The organism is Pseudomonas putida W15Oct28 (genome assembly GCF_000708715.2).
Lineage (GTDB): Bacteria > Pseudomonadota > Gammaproteobacteria > Pseudomonadales > Pseudomonadaceae > Aquipseudomonas > Aquipseudomonas putida_R.
In genome coordinates, this window is record NZ_JENB01000001.1 from 199853 (window position 1) to 217627 (window position 17775).

Consider the following 17775-nt stretch of genomic DNA (forward strand, 5'->3'; position numbering starts at 1 on the left):
AAGGGAGGATCGACAATAGGCGAAAAGATTACAGATGGGAATGACCAGGATCAGCTCAAACATCCCTGTACCTGCCCTGCTCCGCTCCGCCCTGCGCTTGCTCTTGCTCTGGCTCTGGCTCTGGCTCTGGCTTTTGATCTTCGCGACTTCAGGAGGCCGAACGCAGGCCTTGCGAAGGGAGGTGACGGGCATGGATGCCCGTCAAGCGCTGGGCCACAGGATGTGGCCTGCAGCGCGGTCCTCCCGGGAGCAAGGCCGGAGTGAGGGAACCCCGGAGCGTAGCGCAGGGGCCGGATGATCGGAGCGCAGTGTTTTTTGGTTACTTTTTGTCGCGTTCCCCCCGTGTCAGCCTACCTGTCGCCTCTATTGATTGACTCAATCTTCCAAGGGGGCGAAGGTGCAAGGTAAAAAAAGAAATCTTCGCCTTCGACCCCGCCAGCAACCTGCTGGACCCAAAGGCACCGCCCGGCCCCAACCGGCACTCACCGCAACGGCTGAGCGACAACGTACTGCGCAGCTATTGCGGCACGCAGTACCGCTACGACGAGCGCGGCAACCTGCTGGAGCGCACCACCGATGGCAAGCAAGGCCATCGACACGCTGGCGTTTGAATGCCGGGACCGCGAGCGCCATGGGCGAAGCACGCATTACGTGTTCGAACCCGGGACCTTTGTGCCGGTGGCGCAGGCGGTGTCCAACCGTGTGGTCGAACTGATACCGCAGCCGGTGTATGTCTTCCCGTATGACATCGACAAAGATCCGGTGTGGCAGCACAAGCCAACGCCCAAGCCGTTTGATGCGCTGGCGTGGTACCAGTGTGATCACCTGGGCACGCCGATGGAATTGACCGGCGAGGATGGCGAGATTGCCTGGCGCGGGACGTACAAGGCCTGGGGGTTGGCGGAGGAGACACGCAGCGACAAGGCGAAGTGGGCGGATATCCGGAATCCGCTACGCTTTCAGGGGCAGTATTGGGATGTTGAGACGGGGCTGCATTACAACCGATATCGCTACTATGATCCGCAGGTAGGGCGTTTTATTGGCAAGGATCCGATTGGATTTGAAGGAGGTCTTAATGTGTACCTCTACGCTCCAAATCCGACAGAGTGGAATGATCCATTAGGTCTCGCTAAAAACAGGCCAACCGGTGTACCTAAGCAGGCGAAGAGAAAGGTAGAACGAGGACAGGCCCCGAAAGAAATAACGAGAATTGATGCTCCAGAGGAAGATGTCCCCAAAAGTCAATGGCATTCACATTGCCCATGTGGATCAGGATACAATTTAGACGGTTCAATTCATGACAAAGGCAAAGGGGATGTCACCTTCTCAAACAAAACCATAGAATGGCTAAACGATCACGGGTGGAGTATCCCCAAAAAATGAACATGCAAAAACTATTCGACAAATTAGTAGAAAAGGAACCCTACATCAACCTTAATGTATTCCTGGAAGAACATGAGACCTTCGAGGAGATACCTATAATTTCACGATACAAAAAACTAGAAATCTTGAAAGCCAACCCACAACAATCAGAAGCAGCAGACATACTGCTAAACATTTCGTTCTTTGTACTCAATTCAGCCATGCTATACATGCGCACAAAAAAAGCAAAGAACGAAGAACACTTTATCGCAATAACCTACACTGATTTTAATTTTGAAAATAAAACCGAACCCCCAATACCCAATTTCTTTGTAAATCCAAATACTACAAAAATCAGCTCTTTAGAAAAGCTGAAAAAAAAGCAAAAAATGGAAGTCTCGCCAGAAATGAAACTAGTCCAAGAGCGATTTGATGCATGTAGGATAAGGCCATTATTTTCATTCTACGAAAGCCGTTTCTTTGATCCGGCTTGCAACGAGGATATTATAAGAGTCTATGCAGTCCTGAATTAATAAATTCAATATTGCATCCATGATGCACTCATACCAAATAGAAAACAGCGTATCGCTACACGCCGCGGCGCTACGACGAGCGAGGCAGCCTGCTGAAGCAGGGCCAGTTTCTCTGTGATCTCTAAACCGATTGCGGGGTTAGGAAGATGACCTCTTGACCGCGAGATTTCCTGGCGCGGGCCCCACAAGCCTTAGGGGTTGGCGGAGGAGACACGGAGCGACAAGGCGAAGTGGGGGGGCATCCGGAATCCGCTACGCTTTCAGGGGCAGTATTGAGATGTTTAGACGAGGCTGCACTATAACCGGTATCGCTACTATGACCCGCAGGTAGGGCGATTTAGTGGGAAGGATCCGATTGGCTTTTCTGGCGGGTTAAACATTTATACGTAAACAACGAACCCGGTCGGATGGGTGGACCCGCTTGGCTTAGCCGCACTATAGAGGACGTATTCAAGCACAAGGTGTAAAGCTTGAGGAGTCTGTCAGCTGGAATCAGGACACACCATTAACAGTTGTTGATGCAAAACAAAAAACTGAAGAGCTAAAAGGGAAGCTTTCAAAAAAAGATTTAAAAATACGCGAGGGAACTTTTGAGCAAGCAGAGCGTTGGATTGACAGGGCATGCAAATGCGGTGGACTGCAAAAAGAAGAGCGACGCACCTTTCAAGTTAAAGGTACGGCTCACGAACGTGTCGATATCGAAACCAGGTCAGGCAAAGCTTTCACGGAGCAATAATATGCATGCAGACTTCCTAGAATCCCCAGAAAAATACAAGCTACTAGAGGAGTTTTTTTAAACATCTTCAATGAAGAGTTTGAAAAGCAAAAGTCGATCCGCGCGAAATATACAACCCCTCATTACGGTGCTCATTGCTGATGGCAACCCATTCATGGATGGGAACCCAATATTCTCAGCTGTGAATACGGAGACGGGCAGCATTTTAAGAATCGTCATAACTGAAGACGTGAGTGAGTATGCAAGAAACCACAATACCATTGACGAATCTGAAGAGATCTGCCTAGTTATGAAGATCTCCGAAATTAGTTTCGGCACGCCAAGACATTTCATTGTGGATCGCTCAACAAAAAAACCTGACGTCATATTGACATTCTGCACGAGAGCACTACGGGAGAACCATTAACATGCTCCAAGTAAGACGTAAGAAGCCATGATTAAATTTGAATTTACACGAGTCGGTGACTCCTATCTTGCACACGAATTTGACCATGGGGTATTTCCTTGATCTCAGAAAATACCTGCATAACCTCGAAGTTCAATCCAAAACATTCGAACATGGTATACCTCTCAATCACATCACTGATCGACGGGATTACAAGAAATAGTACAAATTTTGAATTAATCGCAGCTGACTCTTCGTTTCGCATAAGATTCAAAAAGCAAAAAGATGTAGTTCCAATAATTCACGGGAAAAATTAAAGCATTAAGACAAGCCACCGAGAGTTACTTAAAGCGCTTGAAGAAGGCATAGAAAACTTCCTAAAAAACCCCAAGAACAGCATAGCAGCATCTAGCGCCGCGCATTTAGATCTTTTAACAAGCAGAGCATTGCTAGGCAATGAAATAAACAAGCACAATCAAGCTAAAAACTTTTAACTGCGAAATAGAAAATAATTGAAACTATTACTGCAAGCCCAATCAAGGACTAACCACCAATGCATGGAGACTACTTGACAAATAGCACAGCCCACACTGCACTCGAGCAGTTGTTTACTGACGCCTTCACACAGACAGTCAGCAAATATAAGGACCACGCAAACCTCATAGCCCCTTTCTACAGGACTACATTCGACAACGGACAACCCTTCGGCGATGCAAATCCTATATTTTCAGCTAGAGACATAGAACGAAAGAAAATAATCCGAATCATCATAGAGGATGAAGTGGACAAAATATCCACAGATTACAAGAATACCGACTACGGAGAAGAGACCATAGTATTTGGCGGGATAGCTAACCTTCCAGAACTCATAGCCACCCTAAAGGAATGGACTAGAGCTCCCTAACACCAACACCAAACCAACACCAAAACCCTCAACTATGAAAATAGACTATAAAACCCACGCCACTTAAAAACATCAACCCGGAGATTTAGCCAATGATAGAACTCGAAAACATAAGTGCATGGGGCACAGAGGTAGGTAGCGAGAAACCTATAAGACTCGACGAAATATCAATACTAACAACGCCAACAATGATTCGAAGCCTAGGTGCTTTCTTGATAAACGCGGCATTTGAAATGGAGAAAAACGAAATCGAGCACATACACCTTCAAGATCTATCTTCAAATTTCTCCCAAACCAATCACATAGACATAATCCTGATTAACCAAAATATGACAAAACAAACCAGAGCTGACAAAGCTAAAACCTAAATAATCACATGAGTAATTTAAATGAAAAATATCGTACGCCTCGGAGACTCGACCACCCATGGCGGCCTGGTAGTCGAATCTATCCCCCACACCAATCTCAACGGTAAGCCCATGGCCGGCAAAGGTAATATGGTGTCCTGCCCGCTGTGCAAAGGCATCTTCCCGATTATCGAAGGTAGCAGCACCTACAGGGTCAACGGTACGCCTGTGGCATTGGACGGGATGAAAACGGCTTGCGGGGCTAACTTGATTGCCAGCATTTCCCACGGCAGTGTGCACGGCTGAAACACGATTTGAATTGCTCGTGAAAAACCCAAAGAGGGGGCTTGTTGGCAGCCCCCTTGGTGATGCTTCCTGCGAATGCCGGGGTGAGAAAACGCACTAACTCTCGGGACCTGCCCTGCAGCGGCTCGCGCTCACTGGCCACCAACATGACTTTTTGCTCTGAGAGGAACCATGGAGGCCCACGCCCGACCTATAGCAGATGCAAAAATACCGCACCAAGCAAAACGAGGCCCACACCCAGAAGCTGCCCTGACACTAAACGCTCTTTATAGAACACATAGCCGAGCAAGGCCGCCACTCCACCAGAAAGCGTACTAATAACAGTGACAACAGCAATAGAGCCCTCAAGTACCCCAAATGAAAACGCTGCAAAACCACCCAGATTGAAAAGACTCGCTCCGCTCAAGGCGCCATAATCCTTTAAGGTCAAATTGTTACACCCTCGAAAATCACGATACATAAGCAACAGAAACAGCGTGCCCACGCAGTAGTTCAACCAGAGCATATTGATTGGCCCAATAGCGGGCAGTGCATATTTACCTTGAACCCAGAAACTGACGCCGTAACACCCAGCAGCCACGAGCGCAAAAACAATCGCCTGCCCTTCGCGACGGTTCAAACGAGAGTTGGGATTGCTATGCCCCAGGCCCACAGCCATCACACCAAATGCACAGATAGCGATGCCAAGAAACTGATAAGCAGTCAAGCGTTCACCCCCTGCCCAGGCCAAGACCGTTGTGACAATACCGTAGGACGTGACCAGCGGTGCAACAATTGCTGTGCGCCCCTGAGTTAACGCCCTGGTCAGGGAAAGAGCACCGAGTAGCGTCAACACCGCCGCGACAAGACAGATGATCATGGATACGACACTGACTGCGACAATCGAATTAAAGCTGCTTGTTTGCAAAGCAACAAAGCTCAGGACAATCAGGCCTATTATCTGGCTGTAGAGCACTGAGCGCCTGATACCGAGCGACCTGCCGTTTACACTTACCAAATAGTCTGTGACACCCCAGCACACAGCCGCCAACAACCCCATTATTACATCCACACTGATTCCCCTTGCCTTTATCTAGCGTGTCTCTCCTCGCCCACACTATTTGCGCTCGCGACCAATTCATTCAATAAGCCGACTGATAAGGCTGTCAACACCCCAAATACGAGCGGAAGTTACAAACTCATCGCAAAGGAATCACCTGACAACAAAAAGAATAAATATCCTACAAAACTAACGACTGATTCAGTCCTTCCTTCGATTACTCACATAAATTGCAATCCAAATGGCACAGGCTGCGCCCGTGTTCGCGGGCAAGCCCGCTCCTACACCGACCGCATTAGCCGATTTCGCAGGCGCCCTTCTGACCTGGTGACGTGCTGCTGAAGCCGCCCTCACCTCACCGTAGGGTGAATTTCCGCACCCTAGAGTCAATGGATCCATGAAAAATCCGATAATCGCACAAAACCCGCAAAACACTGCTTACACGTATTGACCGCACGACTCCGCCACGGCTCTAATGGATCCATTAAATAAAAACAAAACCCTGGAGAGCCTCCCATGTACCCCAAAAACACCTGGTACGTCGCCTGCACCCCCGATGAGATCGCCACCAAGCCGCTGGGCCGGCAGATCTGCGGGGAAAAGATCGTGTTCTACCGTGCCCAGGAGAACAAAGTGGCCGCCGTCGAGGACTTTTGCCCGCACCGTGGCGCACCGTTGTCGCTGGGCTATGTAGAAGACGGCAACCTGGTGTGTGGCTACCACGGCCTGGTCATGGGCTGCGATGGCAAGACCGTGTCGATGCCGGGCCAGCGTGTGCGGGGATTTCCTTGCAACAAGACCTTCGCCGCCGTCGAGCGCTATGGCTTTATCTGGGTCTGGCCCGGCGACCAGGCGCAGGCCGACCCGGCGCTGATTCCGCACCTTGAATGGGCGGTGAATGATGAGTGGGCCTACGGTGGCGGCCTGTTCCACATCGGCTGCGACTACCGCCTGATGATCGACAACCTGATGGACCTCACCCACGAAACCTACGTGCACGCTTCCAGCATCGGCCAGAAGGAAATCGACGAGGCGCCGCCTGTCACCACCGTCACCGGCGACGAGGTGGTCACCTCGCGGCACATGGAAAACATCATGGCCCCGCCCTTCTGGCGCATGGCCCTGCGTGGCAACGGGCTGGCCGACGATGTGCCGGTGGACCGCTGGCAGATCTGCCGCTTCACCCCGCCCAGCCATGTGCTGATCGAAGTGGGCGTGGCGCATGCGGGCAAGGGTGGCTACCACGCGGAGGCGCAGCACAAGGCGTCGAGCATCGTGGTGGATTTCATCACCCCGGAAACCGACACCTCGATCTGGTACTTCTGGGGCATGGCGCGCAACTTCGCCGCGCACGACCAGACCCTCACCGACAACATCCGTGAGGGCCAGGGCAAGATTTTCAGTGAAGACCTGGAGATGCTCGAGCGCCAGCAACAGAACCTGCTGGCCTACCCCGAGCGCAACCTGCTGAAGCTGAACATCGATGCTGGCGGCGTGCAGTCGCGCAAGGTGCTGGAGCGGATCATCGCCAAAGAGCGTGCGCCGCAACCGCAACTGATCGCTACCAGCGCCACCCCTGCCTGAGGAACAGCCGACATGATCGATGCCGTAGTGGTATCCCGTAACGATGAAGCGCAGGGTATTTGCAGCTTCGAGCTGGCGGCAGCGGATGGCAGCCTGCTGCCGGCGTTCAGCGCCGGTGCGCATATCGACGTGCACTTGCCCGATGGGCTGGTGCGCCAGTATTCGCTGTGCAACCACCCCGAAGAACGCCACCGCTACCTGATTGGTGTGCTCAACGACCCGGCTTCGCGGGGCGGCTCACGCAGCCTGCACGAGCAGGTGCAGGCCGGCGCACGGCTGCGCATCAGCGCGCCGCGCAACCTGTTCCCGCTGGCCGAGGGGTCGCAGCGCAGCCTGTTGTTTGCCGGCGGCATCGGCATTACCCCGATCCTGTGCATGGCCGAGCAACTGTCCCACAGCGGCCATGACTTCGAGCTGCACTACTGCGCACGCTCCAGCGAGCGGGCGGCCTTTGTCGAGCGTATTCGCAACGCGCCGTTCGCTGATCGCCTGTTCGTGCACTTTGACGAGCAACCGGAAACCGCACTGGATATCGCCCGGGTGCTGGGCAACCCGCTAGAGAGTGTGCACCTGTATGTTTGCGGGCCTGGCGGGTTCATGCAGCATGTGCTGGACAGCGCCAAGGGGCTGGGCTGGCAGGAGGCCAACCTGCACCGCGAGTACTTTGCAGCGGCGCCAGTGGATGCCAGCAACGACGGCAGTTTCTCGGTGCAGGTGGGCAGCACGGGGCAGGTGTTCGAGGTGCCAGCGGACCAGACCGTGGTGCAGGTGCTGGAACAGCACGGTATCGAGATTGCCATGTCGTGCGAGCAGGGTATTTGCGGCACCTGCCTGACCCGTGTGCTGCAGGGTACGCCGGACCACCGCGACATGTTCCTCACCGAAGAGGAGCAGGCGCTGAACGATCAGTTCACGCCCTGCTGCTCGCGCTCGAAAACGCCGCTGCTGGTGCTGGATATCTGAACCGGTTTACGACGAGGGCAGGATAACCTTCATGCCCGCGTCTGCCGTTGCCCCGCCAAAGGTCTCTGCGTAACGCAAGGTGGCATTGGCATGCTCGCGCATAATCGCTTCGGCGCGGGCACCCTGGCGGTTGCTCAGGGCGTCGAACACTGCGTGGTGCTGCATATGGGCGAAGTTGAAGCGCCGGTATTCGCGGGCCAGGTCATGGCGGTCCACTGCCAATGCGGTGACCGACGCGAAAGGCAGGTGGTCGTTGCGCGCCAGGGCATCGGCGATGGCCGGGTTGTGGCTGGCTTCGATGATCACCTGGTGAAAGCGCATGTTCAGGTCGTGGTAGGCCTGCAGGTCTTCTTCGGTCACAAAGCCCTTGTCGAACAGCTGGTCGCCATCGACCAGGCACTGTTGCAGCGCCGCGCGTGCTTGCGCTGACAAGCCACGCTCTGCGGCCTGGCGAGCGGCCAACCCCTCCAGTACACCACGCACCTCGACCGCGCCAGCGATATCCTCGGCGCTGACCGAGCGCACCTGAAACCCCCGGCCGCCGAAGCGCACCAGCAGGCCTTCCTGCTCAAGGGTACGAAACGCCATGCGCACTGGCATGCGTGAGACGCCGAACAGTTCGGCGGTGGGGACTTCCATCAGGCGCTCGCCGGCCGCCAGCTCGCCCGAGGCGATCATCTTGCGCAGCGCAACCAGCACCATTTGACCGGGTTTGCTCATCCAGGCTTCTTCCAGGGGCGTGAGCGGGCATCTTAGCGCAAGGCGGAGGGTTGCTACAGGCCTGTTCAGCGTGCACCACCGTGCTGGCTTAAGCCACGAGTGGTGCCTGCCGCGTTACCCTGTGGGAGCGGGCGTGCCCGCGAAGAATTCGACGCGCTGCATGGCACCGGCTACGCCGGTGTTCGCGGGCACGCCCGCTCCCACAGTGATCGCGCTAACGTTTAGATTTTGCGCAGGACAGTTGTTCCCACCAGGGCCGTACGCATCAGGGATATTGCTGCTTACAGTGTCAGGGGATAGCTGACGATCAGGCGAGTCTGGTCGAAGTCGCTGTTGAAGCTGCGCCGGTTGGTCGCGTTGTTCAGGCGGATGTTGAGGTTCTTCAAGGTCCCGCTCTGGAACGTGTAGTTCACCTCGGTATCGCGCTCCCACTCCTTGCCATTGCTGCCCGCCGCCGTGGTTGCATTCTCACCATGCCCGTAACGCACCATGGCCAGCAGCCCCGGCACACCCAGCGCGGCAAAGTTGTAGTCGTAGCGCACTTGCCACGAGCGCTCGTCGGCGTTGCTGAAGTTGCCGTTGAACATGTCGTTGCCCAAGGTGCGGCCGCTGCTGCCGTACACCGACATCCACTGGCTGTCACCACTGACCTTCTGCAAGCCCAGGTACAGCGTGTGGCCACTGTGCGCGGCCGACAGCAAGGCGTAGCCCGTGCGGCTCTGGATGTCGCCGATGCGTGCCTGGCCATCATCCCGGTCGATGAAGTAACCCAGGTTGGCCCCCAGCGTCCACTCGCCCACCCGCTGGCTGTGCAGCAGGTTGAAGTAGCTTTGCTGGTAGATGTCCTCGAGCTGCGAATGCCAGGCGCCGATCAGGGTGCGCTGCTGGTTGAAGCGGTACTCGGCACCGGCGTAGTTGAAGCCGTCCGAGGTGACCATGGGCGCGGCCCAGGCAGAAAGGTCCTGCATGTCGGACGAGTTGCGCAGGCTGACCTCGCGGTACTGGCCGGCTTGCAGGCTCAGGCCTTCGATCTCCCGCGAGTCGAGCATGGCGCCCCGGAAGGTTTGCGGCAGCAGGCGGCCATCGTCGTAGCGCAGCAGCGGAATGTCCGGCAGCAACTCACCCACCTTCAGCTCGGTCGATGAAACACGCAGCTTGGCTGCCAGCCCGGCGCGGCCATAGTTGTCGGCCGCACGCCCGTCGTCGTGCACCGGCAGCAGTTCGGAGCCGCTGGTACCGCGGCCACTGTCCAGCTTCACGCCGAACATGGCGATGCCGTCCAGGCCAACACCGATCAGCCCCGGGGTGTAGCCAGAGCTGAACTTGAAGATGAAGCCCTGGGCCCATTCTTCGACTTTGCTCTTGGCCGCCCCCGGGTCGCGGAAATCGCGGTTGAAGTAGTAGTTGCGCAGGGTCAGCCCGGCCTTGGCATCTTCAAGGAAGCCCCCCTCCTCGGCCCAGGCCGGCAAACCCAGGCCAAGCGCCAGCGAAACCGCCAGGGCCGAACGGGCCAGGGTGCAGGTTGTGTGCATCATTATTATTGTTCTCCGCGTTACTTGGGCGCAGCCGGCCCCCGCAGGCTGCACAGAGCCCGTGGTCGAGAGGCTGCATGAATGCCCGGCCTGGGCCGGGCGCTACTCAGTGGCTTAATGCATCAGAACGGATACTGACGCGGCACATGCTGCACGCTGACCCAGTGATCGCGGGTGAACTCGTCGATGGCCCAGTCCCCGTTGAAACGGCCAAGCCCCGAGTTCTTCTCGCCGCCGAACGGCGCGTTGGCCTCGTCGTTCACCGGGATGTCGTTGATGTGGCTCATGCCCGCACGCACCTGGCGGGCAAAGCGCACGGCGCGCTCCAGGTTGCGGCTGAATACCGCGCTGGACAGGCCGAATTCGCTGGCATTGGCCAGCTCCAGGGCATGCGCTTCGTCACGCGCGCGCAGCAAGCCCACCAACGGGCCGAAGATTTCGTTACGCGCAACGTCCATGTCGACGGTGACCTCGCCATACACATGCGGCGCCAGCAAGTTACCGTCGACCCCGCCCTCGTACAGCGGCTCGGCACCTTCGCCGCGTGCCAGGCTGATCTTGTCCAGCAGGCCCTGCAATTGCCGGGCATTGATCACCGGCCCGATCACCGTAGCGGGCGAGTCCGGGTCGCCTACCACCAGCGCCCTGACACGCTCGACGAAGCGCTGCGCAAAAGCGTCGTAGAGGCTGTCGTCAACGATGATCCGGTTCACTGCCATGCAGATCTGCCCCTGATGCAGGAACTTGCCGAACACGGCCGCATTCACTGCCTGTTCAACGTCGGCGTCGTCCAGCACCACGAACGGGCTGTTGCCGCCCAGTTCCAGCGCAACGTGCTTGAGGTGTTCGCCACCGCTGGCAATACGGCCAATGCCGCGCCCGACCGGGGTGGAGCCAGTGAAGGTGATCAGCGCCGGCACCGGGTGCTCGACGAAGGCATCACCAATGTCGCTGCCCGCGCCCACCACCACGCTAAGTACCCCGGCCGGCAACCCGGCCTCTTCAAAGATGCGTGCCAGCAGCAGGCCGCCGCACACCGGGGTGTCGCTGGCAGGCTTGACCACCACGGCATTGCCCAGCGCCAGCGCCGGGGCAATCGAGCGCTGGGTCAAGTGCAGGGGGAAATTCCACGGGCTGATCACCCCGACCACCCCCAGGGCACTGCGGTACACGCGGCTTTCCTTGCCCGGCACGTTGGACTCGACAATGCGCCCGTGCACCCGCGACGGGAACGATGCCGACTCCAGCGCAATTGCCCGCGCCGCGCCCCATTCCAGCTGGGCCTTGAGCCGGGTACTGCCAGACTCGCGAATGATCCACTCGATAATTTCGTCGCGGCGACGATCAAAGATCGCCACCACTTCGTACAGCACCGCGGCGCGTGCGGCGGGCCCCAGTGCCGCCCATTTAAGCTGTACCCGGGCTGCCGCCTGGTAGGCGACATCAAGGTCGGCGCGGTTGGCCTGTTCAACCTGCAGCAACAGGTCGTCGTTGTACGGGTTGTGCACGTTCAGGGTCTTGCCGGCACTGCCGGCGCGCCACTGGCCGGCAATCGGCAGCAGTTGAAGGTCTTGATAACGAGGGCTAATGGCAGACATGCAAGGCTCCTTGGTCAGCACGTAGGTTTGTTGGCAGCTTCAGGCTCACCGGCCTGTTGTGGCGCACGCACCTGGATGAAGGCGATGGCCAGCGCACCGATCACCCCAGGCAGGGCGAAGGCGAGGAAGTTTTGCTGGATCGGCAGCTGCAACGACAGCAGGGTGCCGCCCAGCATGGGCCCGGCGATGGCGCCGAGGCGGCCGATACCGGCAGCCCAGCCCACCCCAGTGGAGCGGATGTGCGCCGGGTAGGCGATAGAGGCATAGGCGTGGATTACTGCCAGCGTGCCGATGGTGGTAGCGCCGGCAATCAGCAACAGCAGGTTCAGCAGCAGCGGGCCCGGGTTCAGCCCCAGCGCCGCCAGCGACAGCGATGCCAGCACGAAGAACAGCGCCAGCGTGCGCTGCACCCCCAGGCGGTCGGCGAGCCAGCCACCAAACAACGCACCGACCGTGGCGCCAATGTTCAGCGTGACCAGAAACGCCAGGCTCGAACCCAGGGCGTAGCCGCCCTGCGCCATCAGCTTGGGCAACCAGGTATTGAGGCCGTAGCTCATCAGCATGCACATGGCGAACGCCACCCACAGCAACAAGGTGGCCAGGGCCTGACCACGGCCAAACAACTGCGCCAGGCGTGCCTTGTCTACCGGTTGGTCGCTGCCCGCCAGGCGCAGCTCGGTGCTTGGGCGAAACGCCGGGTCGACCTTCGCCAGCAACTGCTCAAGCTCGGCACGGCGGCCCTTGAGTTCAAGAAACGCCGCCGACTCCGGCAGGTAGCGCAGCATGAACGGCACGGCCAGCACCGGCAGCACCGCCACATAGAACACAGCCTGCCACCCCCACTGCGGGATCACCGCAATCGCCAGCAAGGCGGACAGCACTGCGCCCACCGAGTAGAAGCTGGACATCACGGTGATCATGGTGCTGCGCCGCCCTTGTGGGGCGAACTCGCTGATCAGGTTGACGGCGCTGGGTACCAGCGCGCCCAGGGCCAGCCCGGTCACCAGGCGGCAGGCACCGAGCTCCAGCGGGGTTTCTGCATGCCCGGTCATGAACGCCGCCAGGCTGGCCAGCAGTGTGGTGAGGATGATCAGCTTGCGCCGGCCGAAACGGTCGGCCAGTGGCGCCAGCAAGGTACCGCCGAACAACATGCCGAACAGCGCACAGCTGCCGAGCGTGCCGGCTTCGATGGCAGTGAGTTGCCATTCCTGCATCAGGCGTGGCACCACAGAGCCGTAGATCACCATGTCATAGCCGTCGAACAGCATGATGAAACAGCCCCACAGCAGTATCAGCAGGTGCGTGCGGTTGAAGGGTGCAGCATCGATCACTTCACTGACGGAAGTCGTCTTCATAGCCACCTCGTTTATTGTTTTTGTCGGTGTCGCGTGGTGTGCGTGTGTGTCGGGTTCAGGGTTCGATGGTCTGGGTCGGCACTTCGATCAGCACGGGCCGGTCGCTCTCCAGCGCTTCACGCAAGGCCTGGGCGAAGGCGCTGCCGCTGGCCGCATGCACCGCCTGCACGCCATAGCCACGGGCGATGGCGCAGAAGTCCAGGCCAGGCACGTCCAGCCCGGGCGCGTCGTTGACGTCCAGCACATCGGCGAACCAGCGCAACGCGCCGTAGGTGCCGTTCTTGAGGATGATGAACACCACCGGGATGTTGTATTGCGCGGCGGTCCACAGCGCGGTGATGCCGTAGTTGGCCGAGCCGTCGCCGATCACGCCGATTACCTGCCGGCCTGGCGATGCCAGCTGCACGCCTACGGCTGCTGGCAGGCCAAAGCCCAGGCCACCGGCTGCGGGGAAGAAATAACTGCCCGGCTCACGCATTTCCACGCGGCGCCAGAACGCCCCCACGGTGGAGGTGGACTCCTTGACGTAGATGGCGTCCTTGGGCGCCAGGGCGTTGAGCAGGTCGAACACGGTTTCAGGCCGCAACAGGCCACCGTCATCCGCCACCGCTTCGGCAGCAGGCAAAGCGGTGGGCATCGGCCGCACGCTCTGCGGCACGCCGCCCAGCACGGCTTCGAGGGTGAGCGCAATGTCGCCGACCAGGGCGTCGCCCATGGGCGCACGCGCCGCCTCGCCCGGGTCGCAGGTCAGGTGCAGCAGCTCGCAGTCGGCCGGCAGGTAGTTGCCTGGGGCGAACTGGTGGTAGCGGAACACGGGGGCACCCACTACCAGAATCAGGTCGTGCCCGGCCAGGTTGTGGCTGATACCGGCAATGGCAGCCGGCAATACCCCGCGGAAGCACGCATGCCGTGTAGGGAACGGGCAGCGCGAGGCCGAAGGCGCGACCCAGGCCGGCATGCGCAGCTTCTCGGCCAATTGCACAGCCAGGCCATTGGCGGCGCTGCCATCGACATCCGGGCCCAGCACCAGCACCGGGTTGCGCGCCGCTGCCAGGCGTTCGCACAGGTGCTGCAACTGTGCCGACGACGGCAGCCCGGCACTGCTCACCTGGCGCCGCGCCAGGTGCTCGACACCGCTTGGGGCTTCGCACGCCCAGTCGTCATACGGGATCGACACGTACACCGGCCCGCGTGGCGGCAGGCTGGCGGTGTGGATCGCCTGGCTCAGGGCACGCGGCACGTCCTGCGCGGCAGCGGGTTCGTGGCTCCACTTGACCAGCGGTTTGGGCAACTGTGCGGCATCGACATTGGCCAGCATCGCCTCCACTCCGATCATCGAGCGCACTTGCTGGCCGGCGGTGATCACCAGCGGGCTGTGCGAGTACCAGGCATTGGTCAGGGCGCCCATGCCATTGCCGGTACCGGCAGCCGCGTGCAGGTTCACAAAGGTGGGCTGACCGCTGGCCAGTGCGTAGCCATCGGCCATGCCGACCACGGCACCTTCGTGCAGGCCGAGAATGTAGCGAAAATCCTCCGGAAAGCCCTTGAGAAACGGCAGTTCGTTGGAGCCGGGGTTGCCGAAGATGGTGGTCAGGCCGTGCTGGCGAAGAATGTCGTAAGTGGCGCCGTGAACAGTTTTCATAAAGCCCCTTGCAGCTTGTTTTTGGAATTCGGGTTACTTTTGCAGTCACGGCCAGATTGATCAAATTGATACTATCTTTACTAAAAATAAAACCTATCTATGTGAAGCCAGCACCCCATGAGCCACATCGACCTGAACCTGATCCGCACCTTCGTCACCCTGTACGAGGCCCGCAGCGTCACCCTTGCCGCCGAGCGCCTGTTCGTCACCCAGCCGTCGGTGAGCTATGGCCTGGCACGCCTGCGCGAACTGTTCGACGACGCCCTGTTCAGCCGCACGCGTGACGGCATCCAGCCAACCTTTGTTGCCGAGCAGCTGTACGGCACCCTGCGTGACGCGCTGACGCGCATTGAAGGCGCCGTGCAGAGCACCCGCCAGTTCAACCCCGCAACCACCGAACGCAGGTTTCGCATCGCCCTTTCCGACCTTGGCGAAATGGGCTTTTTGCCGCTGATTCTGGCGCGCCTGAACCGCGATGCCCCGCAGGCCGAAGTCGAGGTGCTGCCACTGCAGGTCGACCAGGTGGGCGACTGGCTGGCCAGCGGCAAGATCGACGCCGCCATCTGCCGCCCGCCCGTGCCGGGCACGCGTAGCCAGGTACTGATGCGCGAACGTTATGTATGCCTGCTCAGCTGCGACCACCCACGCATCGGCAATGAACTGACCCTTGAGCAGTTCATTGCCGAGCGCCACATAAGCGTTACCCGTACCACCGGCCACGGCAGTGTCGAAGACGTACTCACCAGCATGCAGTTGCAGCGGCGCATCAGCCTGCAGGTGCCGCACTTCTCGGTGCTGCCGAAAATCATCCCCGGCACCGACCTGCTCGCCGTACTGCCAGCGCAGATCGGCCGGCTGTTCATGCAGGACGGGGGTTTGAAAATGCTTGAGCTGCCGTTCCAGGTTGCCGAGTTCAACGTGTCGCTGAACTGGCACCCCAACAGCGACAACTCCGCCGCCCTGCAATGGTTCTACGCCACGGTCGCCCAGGCGATCATCGATGGCCAGGCCTAGGCGTCGGCCAGCACTGGCTGCGCGGGGCTGGCCGCCGGGCGCAGCAACAGCAGGCAACCCGCAGCAAGCACGAATACGATGGCAAACACCCCGTACAGGTGCAGCGGTTGCCAGCCGCCATCGAGCAACACGCCGGCCACGGTCGGCGACAGGATTGCGCCCATGCGGCCGATGCCGATGCCCCAGCCCACGCCGGTAGCGCGCACCGAGGCGTCATAGACCACCGGCGACAGGGCATACAGGCCGGCCACGCAGCCGTTGGAGAACAGCCCGATCAGCAGCCCCAGCGCCAAGACGGCACTGACCGACGCGCCATTGACCACGAACAGCACCAGCAGCGCCGCCGTAATCAGCATGAACAGCCCCAGCACGCGGGTGAGTGGCCAGCGCGAAGACAGGCCCCCGATCAGCGCCGCACCGAGGATGCCGCCGACACTCAACAGCACCCCGCCGGTAATGCCCTGCTGTGCCGACAGGCCCGCGGCCACCAGCAGTTTCGGCGTCCAGCTCATGACGAAGTAGAAGCCGAACATGACCAGGAAGAACAACAACCAGATCACCAGCGTGGTGCGGCGCATGGCAGGCGCAAGCAATTGCCGGAAGCCGCGGGCGGCGCCCTGTTCCCTTGCCGTGGCTGTTGGCAGTTGTGCCAGCGCCGGCTGGCCAAGGCGCACGGCCAGGCGGTTGACCCGTGCCAGGGCATTGGCCGGGCGACGCGCCAGCAGAAAGTCCAGCGACTCCGGCAGCCACAACAGCACCAGCGGGATCACCAGCACGGTGACAATACCGCCAAACAGGAACACTGAGCGCCAGCCCCAATGCCCCAGCAGCCATACCGCCAGCAAACCACCCAGCGTCGCACCCAGGGCGTAACCGGTCGACTGCAGGCTCACTGCCAGGCCGCGCCAGCGTTTGCTGGCGTACTCACTGGCAATCACGTTGCTGCTGGCCAGGATGCCGCCGATGCCCAGCCCGGTCAGGCCACGCAGCAGCGCCAGTTGCAACGGGCTCTGGCTCATTGCCGAGAGCAGCATGCCAACGCCGGAAACTGCCAGGCACAGCAAAATCAACGGGCGGCGGCCAAAGCGGTCGGCCCACGGCGCGATGAACAGCGACCCCGCCGCCATGCCGAACAGGCCGGCGCTGAGCAGCAGCCCGACCTGTGCACCGTTCAGGTTCCACTCGGCGGACACCGACGACGCAGTGAAGGCCATGACCAGTACGTCAAAGCCATCGATCATGTTGAGGACGATGCAAATACCAATGGCCAGGTACTGGAAGCGGCCCATCGGGTCGTTGTCCAGGCGTTGCTTGAGATCGGTATTCATGGGGTCACCTGCCGGCCAGGGTTGGCCACAGGCGGGAGGACAGATGCGCACGCGCAGGCAAGACGGAGGGAACCCTGACAGTTCCGGGCCGCTGGATAGCCATTCATGACTGAACCCTTTTTGTAATTGTTATTGCATACGGCAGGAGGGCTCCGGCCGTTGTCAGGCGCTAATCAACCAGATAATGGATCCACGAACAACAAGCAATGCTTGTGCCTTCCATGAAAACCGCTCCTAAACAAGGTCTACGCTCAATACAAAATTTATTTTTCCTATATAAATCAATATGTTGAAAATTTAACGCCTAGGCCAATTTTTGTTCGTTTATCGAACACTACAATTTTATGGATCCATATAAGCGCTAAAATCCACACCTGACCAATCATCTCTTGGCAGCCATGAACAAATCTTCATGTTCCCCGCCAGC

General features: G+C 58.9%; 15 protein-coding genes. 8 read left to right on the forward strand and 7 right to left on the reverse strand.

The window, feature by feature from the left end; translation table 11 throughout:
• Positions 1-576: 576 nt before the first annotated feature.
• The 5 genes from AK81_RS00865 to AK81_RS00875 all read left to right on the forward strand — a co-directional run bounded on the left by AK81_RS00865 (position 577) and on the right by AK81_RS00875 (position 4573).
• On the forward strand, positions 577-1383 hold the full coding sequence (locus AK81_RS00865) for an RHS repeat domain-containing protein (protein ID WP_241496042.1): 807 nt from the start codon (positions 577-579) through the stop codon (positions 1381-1383).
• 2 nt (positions 1384-1385) lie between these two features.
• On the forward strand, positions 1386-1895 hold the full coding sequence (locus AK81_RS27750) for an Imm15 family immunity protein (protein ID WP_160325554.1): 510 nt from the start codon (positions 1386-1388) through the stop codon (positions 1893-1895).
• Positions 1896-2186: 291 nt separating this feature from the next.
• The gene (locus tag AK81_RS30345) at positions 2187-2285 is read left to right on the forward strand and encodes an RHS repeat-associated core domain-containing protein (protein ID WP_081041994.1); all 99 of its coding nucleotides are present in this window, start codon (positions 2187-2189) and stop codon (positions 2283-2285) included.
• A 1284-nt stretch (positions 2286-3569) separates the two neighbouring features.
• A complete protein-coding gene (locus tag AK81_RS00870; protein WP_043196032.1) occupies positions 3570-3920 on the forward strand; it encodes a hypothetical protein in 351 nt (116 codons plus the stop codon).
• Between the two features lie 389 nt (positions 3921-4309).
• The gene (locus tag AK81_RS00875; RefSeq protein ID WP_043196034.1) at positions 4310-4573 is read left to right on the forward strand and encodes a PAAR domain-containing protein; all 264 of its coding nucleotides are present in this window, start codon (positions 4310-4312) and stop codon (positions 4571-4573) included.
• Between the two features lie 190 nt (positions 4574-4763).
• On the opposite strand, the gene AK81_RS00880 is transcribed toward AK81_RS00875, so the two are convergent.
• Entirely contained in the window at positions 4764-5624 is an 861-nt protein-coding gene (locus AK81_RS00880) for a DMT family transporter (RefSeq protein ID WP_193393737.1), read from the reverse strand.
• Between the two features lie 504 nt (positions 5625-6128).
• Between AK81_RS00880 and AK81_RS00885 the strand changes: the two genes are divergently transcribed.
• Positions 6129-7196: an aromatic ring-hydroxylating oxygenase subunit alpha gene (locus AK81_RS00885; RefSeq protein ID WP_043196036.1), complete on the forward strand. Its 1068-nt coding sequence runs from the start codon at positions 6129-6131 to the stop codon at positions 7194-7196.
• Between the two features lie 12 nt (positions 7197-7208).
• Entirely contained in the window at positions 7209-8159 is a 951-nt protein-coding gene (locus AK81_RS00890) for a PDR/VanB family oxidoreductase (protein WP_043196038.1), read from the forward strand.
• A 6-nt stretch (positions 8160-8165) separates the two neighbouring features.
• Here AK81_RS00890 and AK81_RS00895 read toward each other — a convergent pair whose 3' ends face one another.
• The 5 genes from AK81_RS00895 to mdlC all read right to left on the reverse strand — a co-directional run bounded on the left by AK81_RS00895 (position 8166) and on the right by mdlC (position 15006).
• The gene (locus AK81_RS00895) at positions 8166-8879 is read right to left on the reverse strand and encodes a GntR family transcriptional regulator (protein WP_043196040.1); all 714 of its coding nucleotides are present in this window, start codon (positions 8877-8879) and stop codon (positions 8166-8168) included.
• A gap of 281 nt (positions 8880-9160) precedes the next feature.
• Complete coding sequence (locus AK81_RS00900; protein ID WP_193393738.1) at positions 9161-10414, reverse strand: OprD family porin; 1254 nt, start codon at positions 10412-10414, stop codon at positions 9161-9163.
• Positions 10415-10533: 119 nt separating this feature from the next.
• Positions 10534-12009 (reverse strand): aldehyde dehydrogenase family protein, encoded by a 1476-nt coding sequence (locus tag AK81_RS00905; RefSeq protein ID WP_043196042.1) that lies wholly within the window; start codon positions 12007-12009, stop codon positions 10534-10536.
• 14 nt (positions 12010-12023) lie between these two features.
• Positions 12024-13364 (reverse strand): MFS transporter, encoded by a 1341-nt coding sequence (locus AK81_RS00910; RefSeq protein ID WP_043196043.1) that lies wholly within the window; start codon positions 13362-13364, stop codon positions 12024-12026.
• A 55-nt stretch (positions 13365-13419) separates the two neighbouring features.
• A complete protein-coding gene (gene mdlC / locus AK81_RS00915) occupies positions 13420-15006 on the reverse strand; it encodes a benzoylformate decarboxylase (protein WP_043196045.1) in 1587 nt (528 codons plus the stop codon).
• A gap of 117 nt (positions 15007-15123) precedes the next feature.
• Here mdlC and AK81_RS00920 point away from each other — a divergent pair, with 117 nt between their 5' ends.
• On the forward strand, positions 15124-16020 hold the full coding sequence (locus AK81_RS00920; RefSeq protein WP_043196046.1) for a LysR family transcriptional regulator: 897 nt from the start codon (positions 15124-15126) through the stop codon (positions 16018-16020).
• Here the strand turns inward: AK81_RS00920 and AK81_RS00925 are convergent.
• The gene (locus AK81_RS00925) at positions 16017-17348 is read right to left on the reverse strand and encodes an MFS transporter (RefSeq protein WP_043196047.1); all 1332 of its coding nucleotides are present in this window, start codon (positions 17346-17348) and stop codon (positions 16017-16019) included. The genes AK81_RS00920 and AK81_RS00925 overlap by 4 nt on opposite strands.
• Positions 17349-17775: the final 427 nt, after the last annotated feature.

Bases quoted from the DNA above. Each gene is read 5' to 3' on its own strand.
- AK81_RS00865 (WP_241496042.1), top strand. From the start codon at position 577: ATGGCAAGCAAGGCCATCGACACGCTGGCGTTTGAATGCCGGGACCGC.
- AK81_RS27750 (WP_160325554.1), top strand. From the start codon at position 1,386: ATGCAAAAACTATTCGACAAATTAGTAGAAAAGGAACCCTACATCAAC.
- AK81_RS00870 (WP_043196032.1), top strand. From the start codon at position 3,570: ATGCATGGAGACTACTTGACAAATAGCACAGCCCACACTGCACTCGAG.
- AK81_RS00875 (WP_043196034.1), top strand. From the start codon at position 4,310: ATGAAAAATATCGTACGCCTCGGAGACTCGACCACCCATGGCGGCCTG.
- AK81_RS00885 (WP_043196036.1), top strand. From the start codon at position 6,129: ATGTACCCCAAAAACACCTGGTACGTCGCCTGCACCCCCGATGAGATC.
- AK81_RS00890 (WP_043196038.1), top strand. From the start codon at position 7,209: ATGATCGATGCCGTAGTGGTATCCCGTAACGATGAAGCGCAGGGTATT.
- AK81_RS00895 (WP_043196040.1), bottom strand. From the start codon at position 8,879: ATGAGCAAACCCGGTCAAATGGTGCTGGTTGCGCTGCGCAAGATGATC.
- AK81_RS00900 (WP_193393738.1), bottom strand. From the start codon at position 10,414: ATGATGCACACAACCTGCACCCTGGCCCGTTCGGCCCTGGCGGTTTCG.
- AK81_RS00905 (WP_043196042.1), bottom strand. From the start codon at position 12,009: ATGTCTGCCATTAGCCCTCGTTATCAAGACCTTCAACTGCTGCCGATT.
- AK81_RS00910 (WP_043196043.1), bottom strand. From the start codon at position 13,364: ATGAAGACGACTTCCGTCAGTGAAGTGATCGATGCTGCACCCTTCAAC.
- mdlC (WP_043196045.1), bottom strand. From the start codon at position 15,006: ATGAAAACTGTTCACGGCGCCACTTACGACATTCTTCGCCAGCACGGC.
- AK81_RS00920 (WP_043196046.1), top strand. From the start codon at position 15,124: ATGAGCCACATCGACCTGAACCTGATCCGCACCTTCGTCACCCTGTAC.
- AK81_RS00925 (WP_043196047.1), bottom strand. From the start codon at position 17,348: ATGAATACCGATCTCAAGCAACGCCTGGACAACGACCCGATGGGCCGC.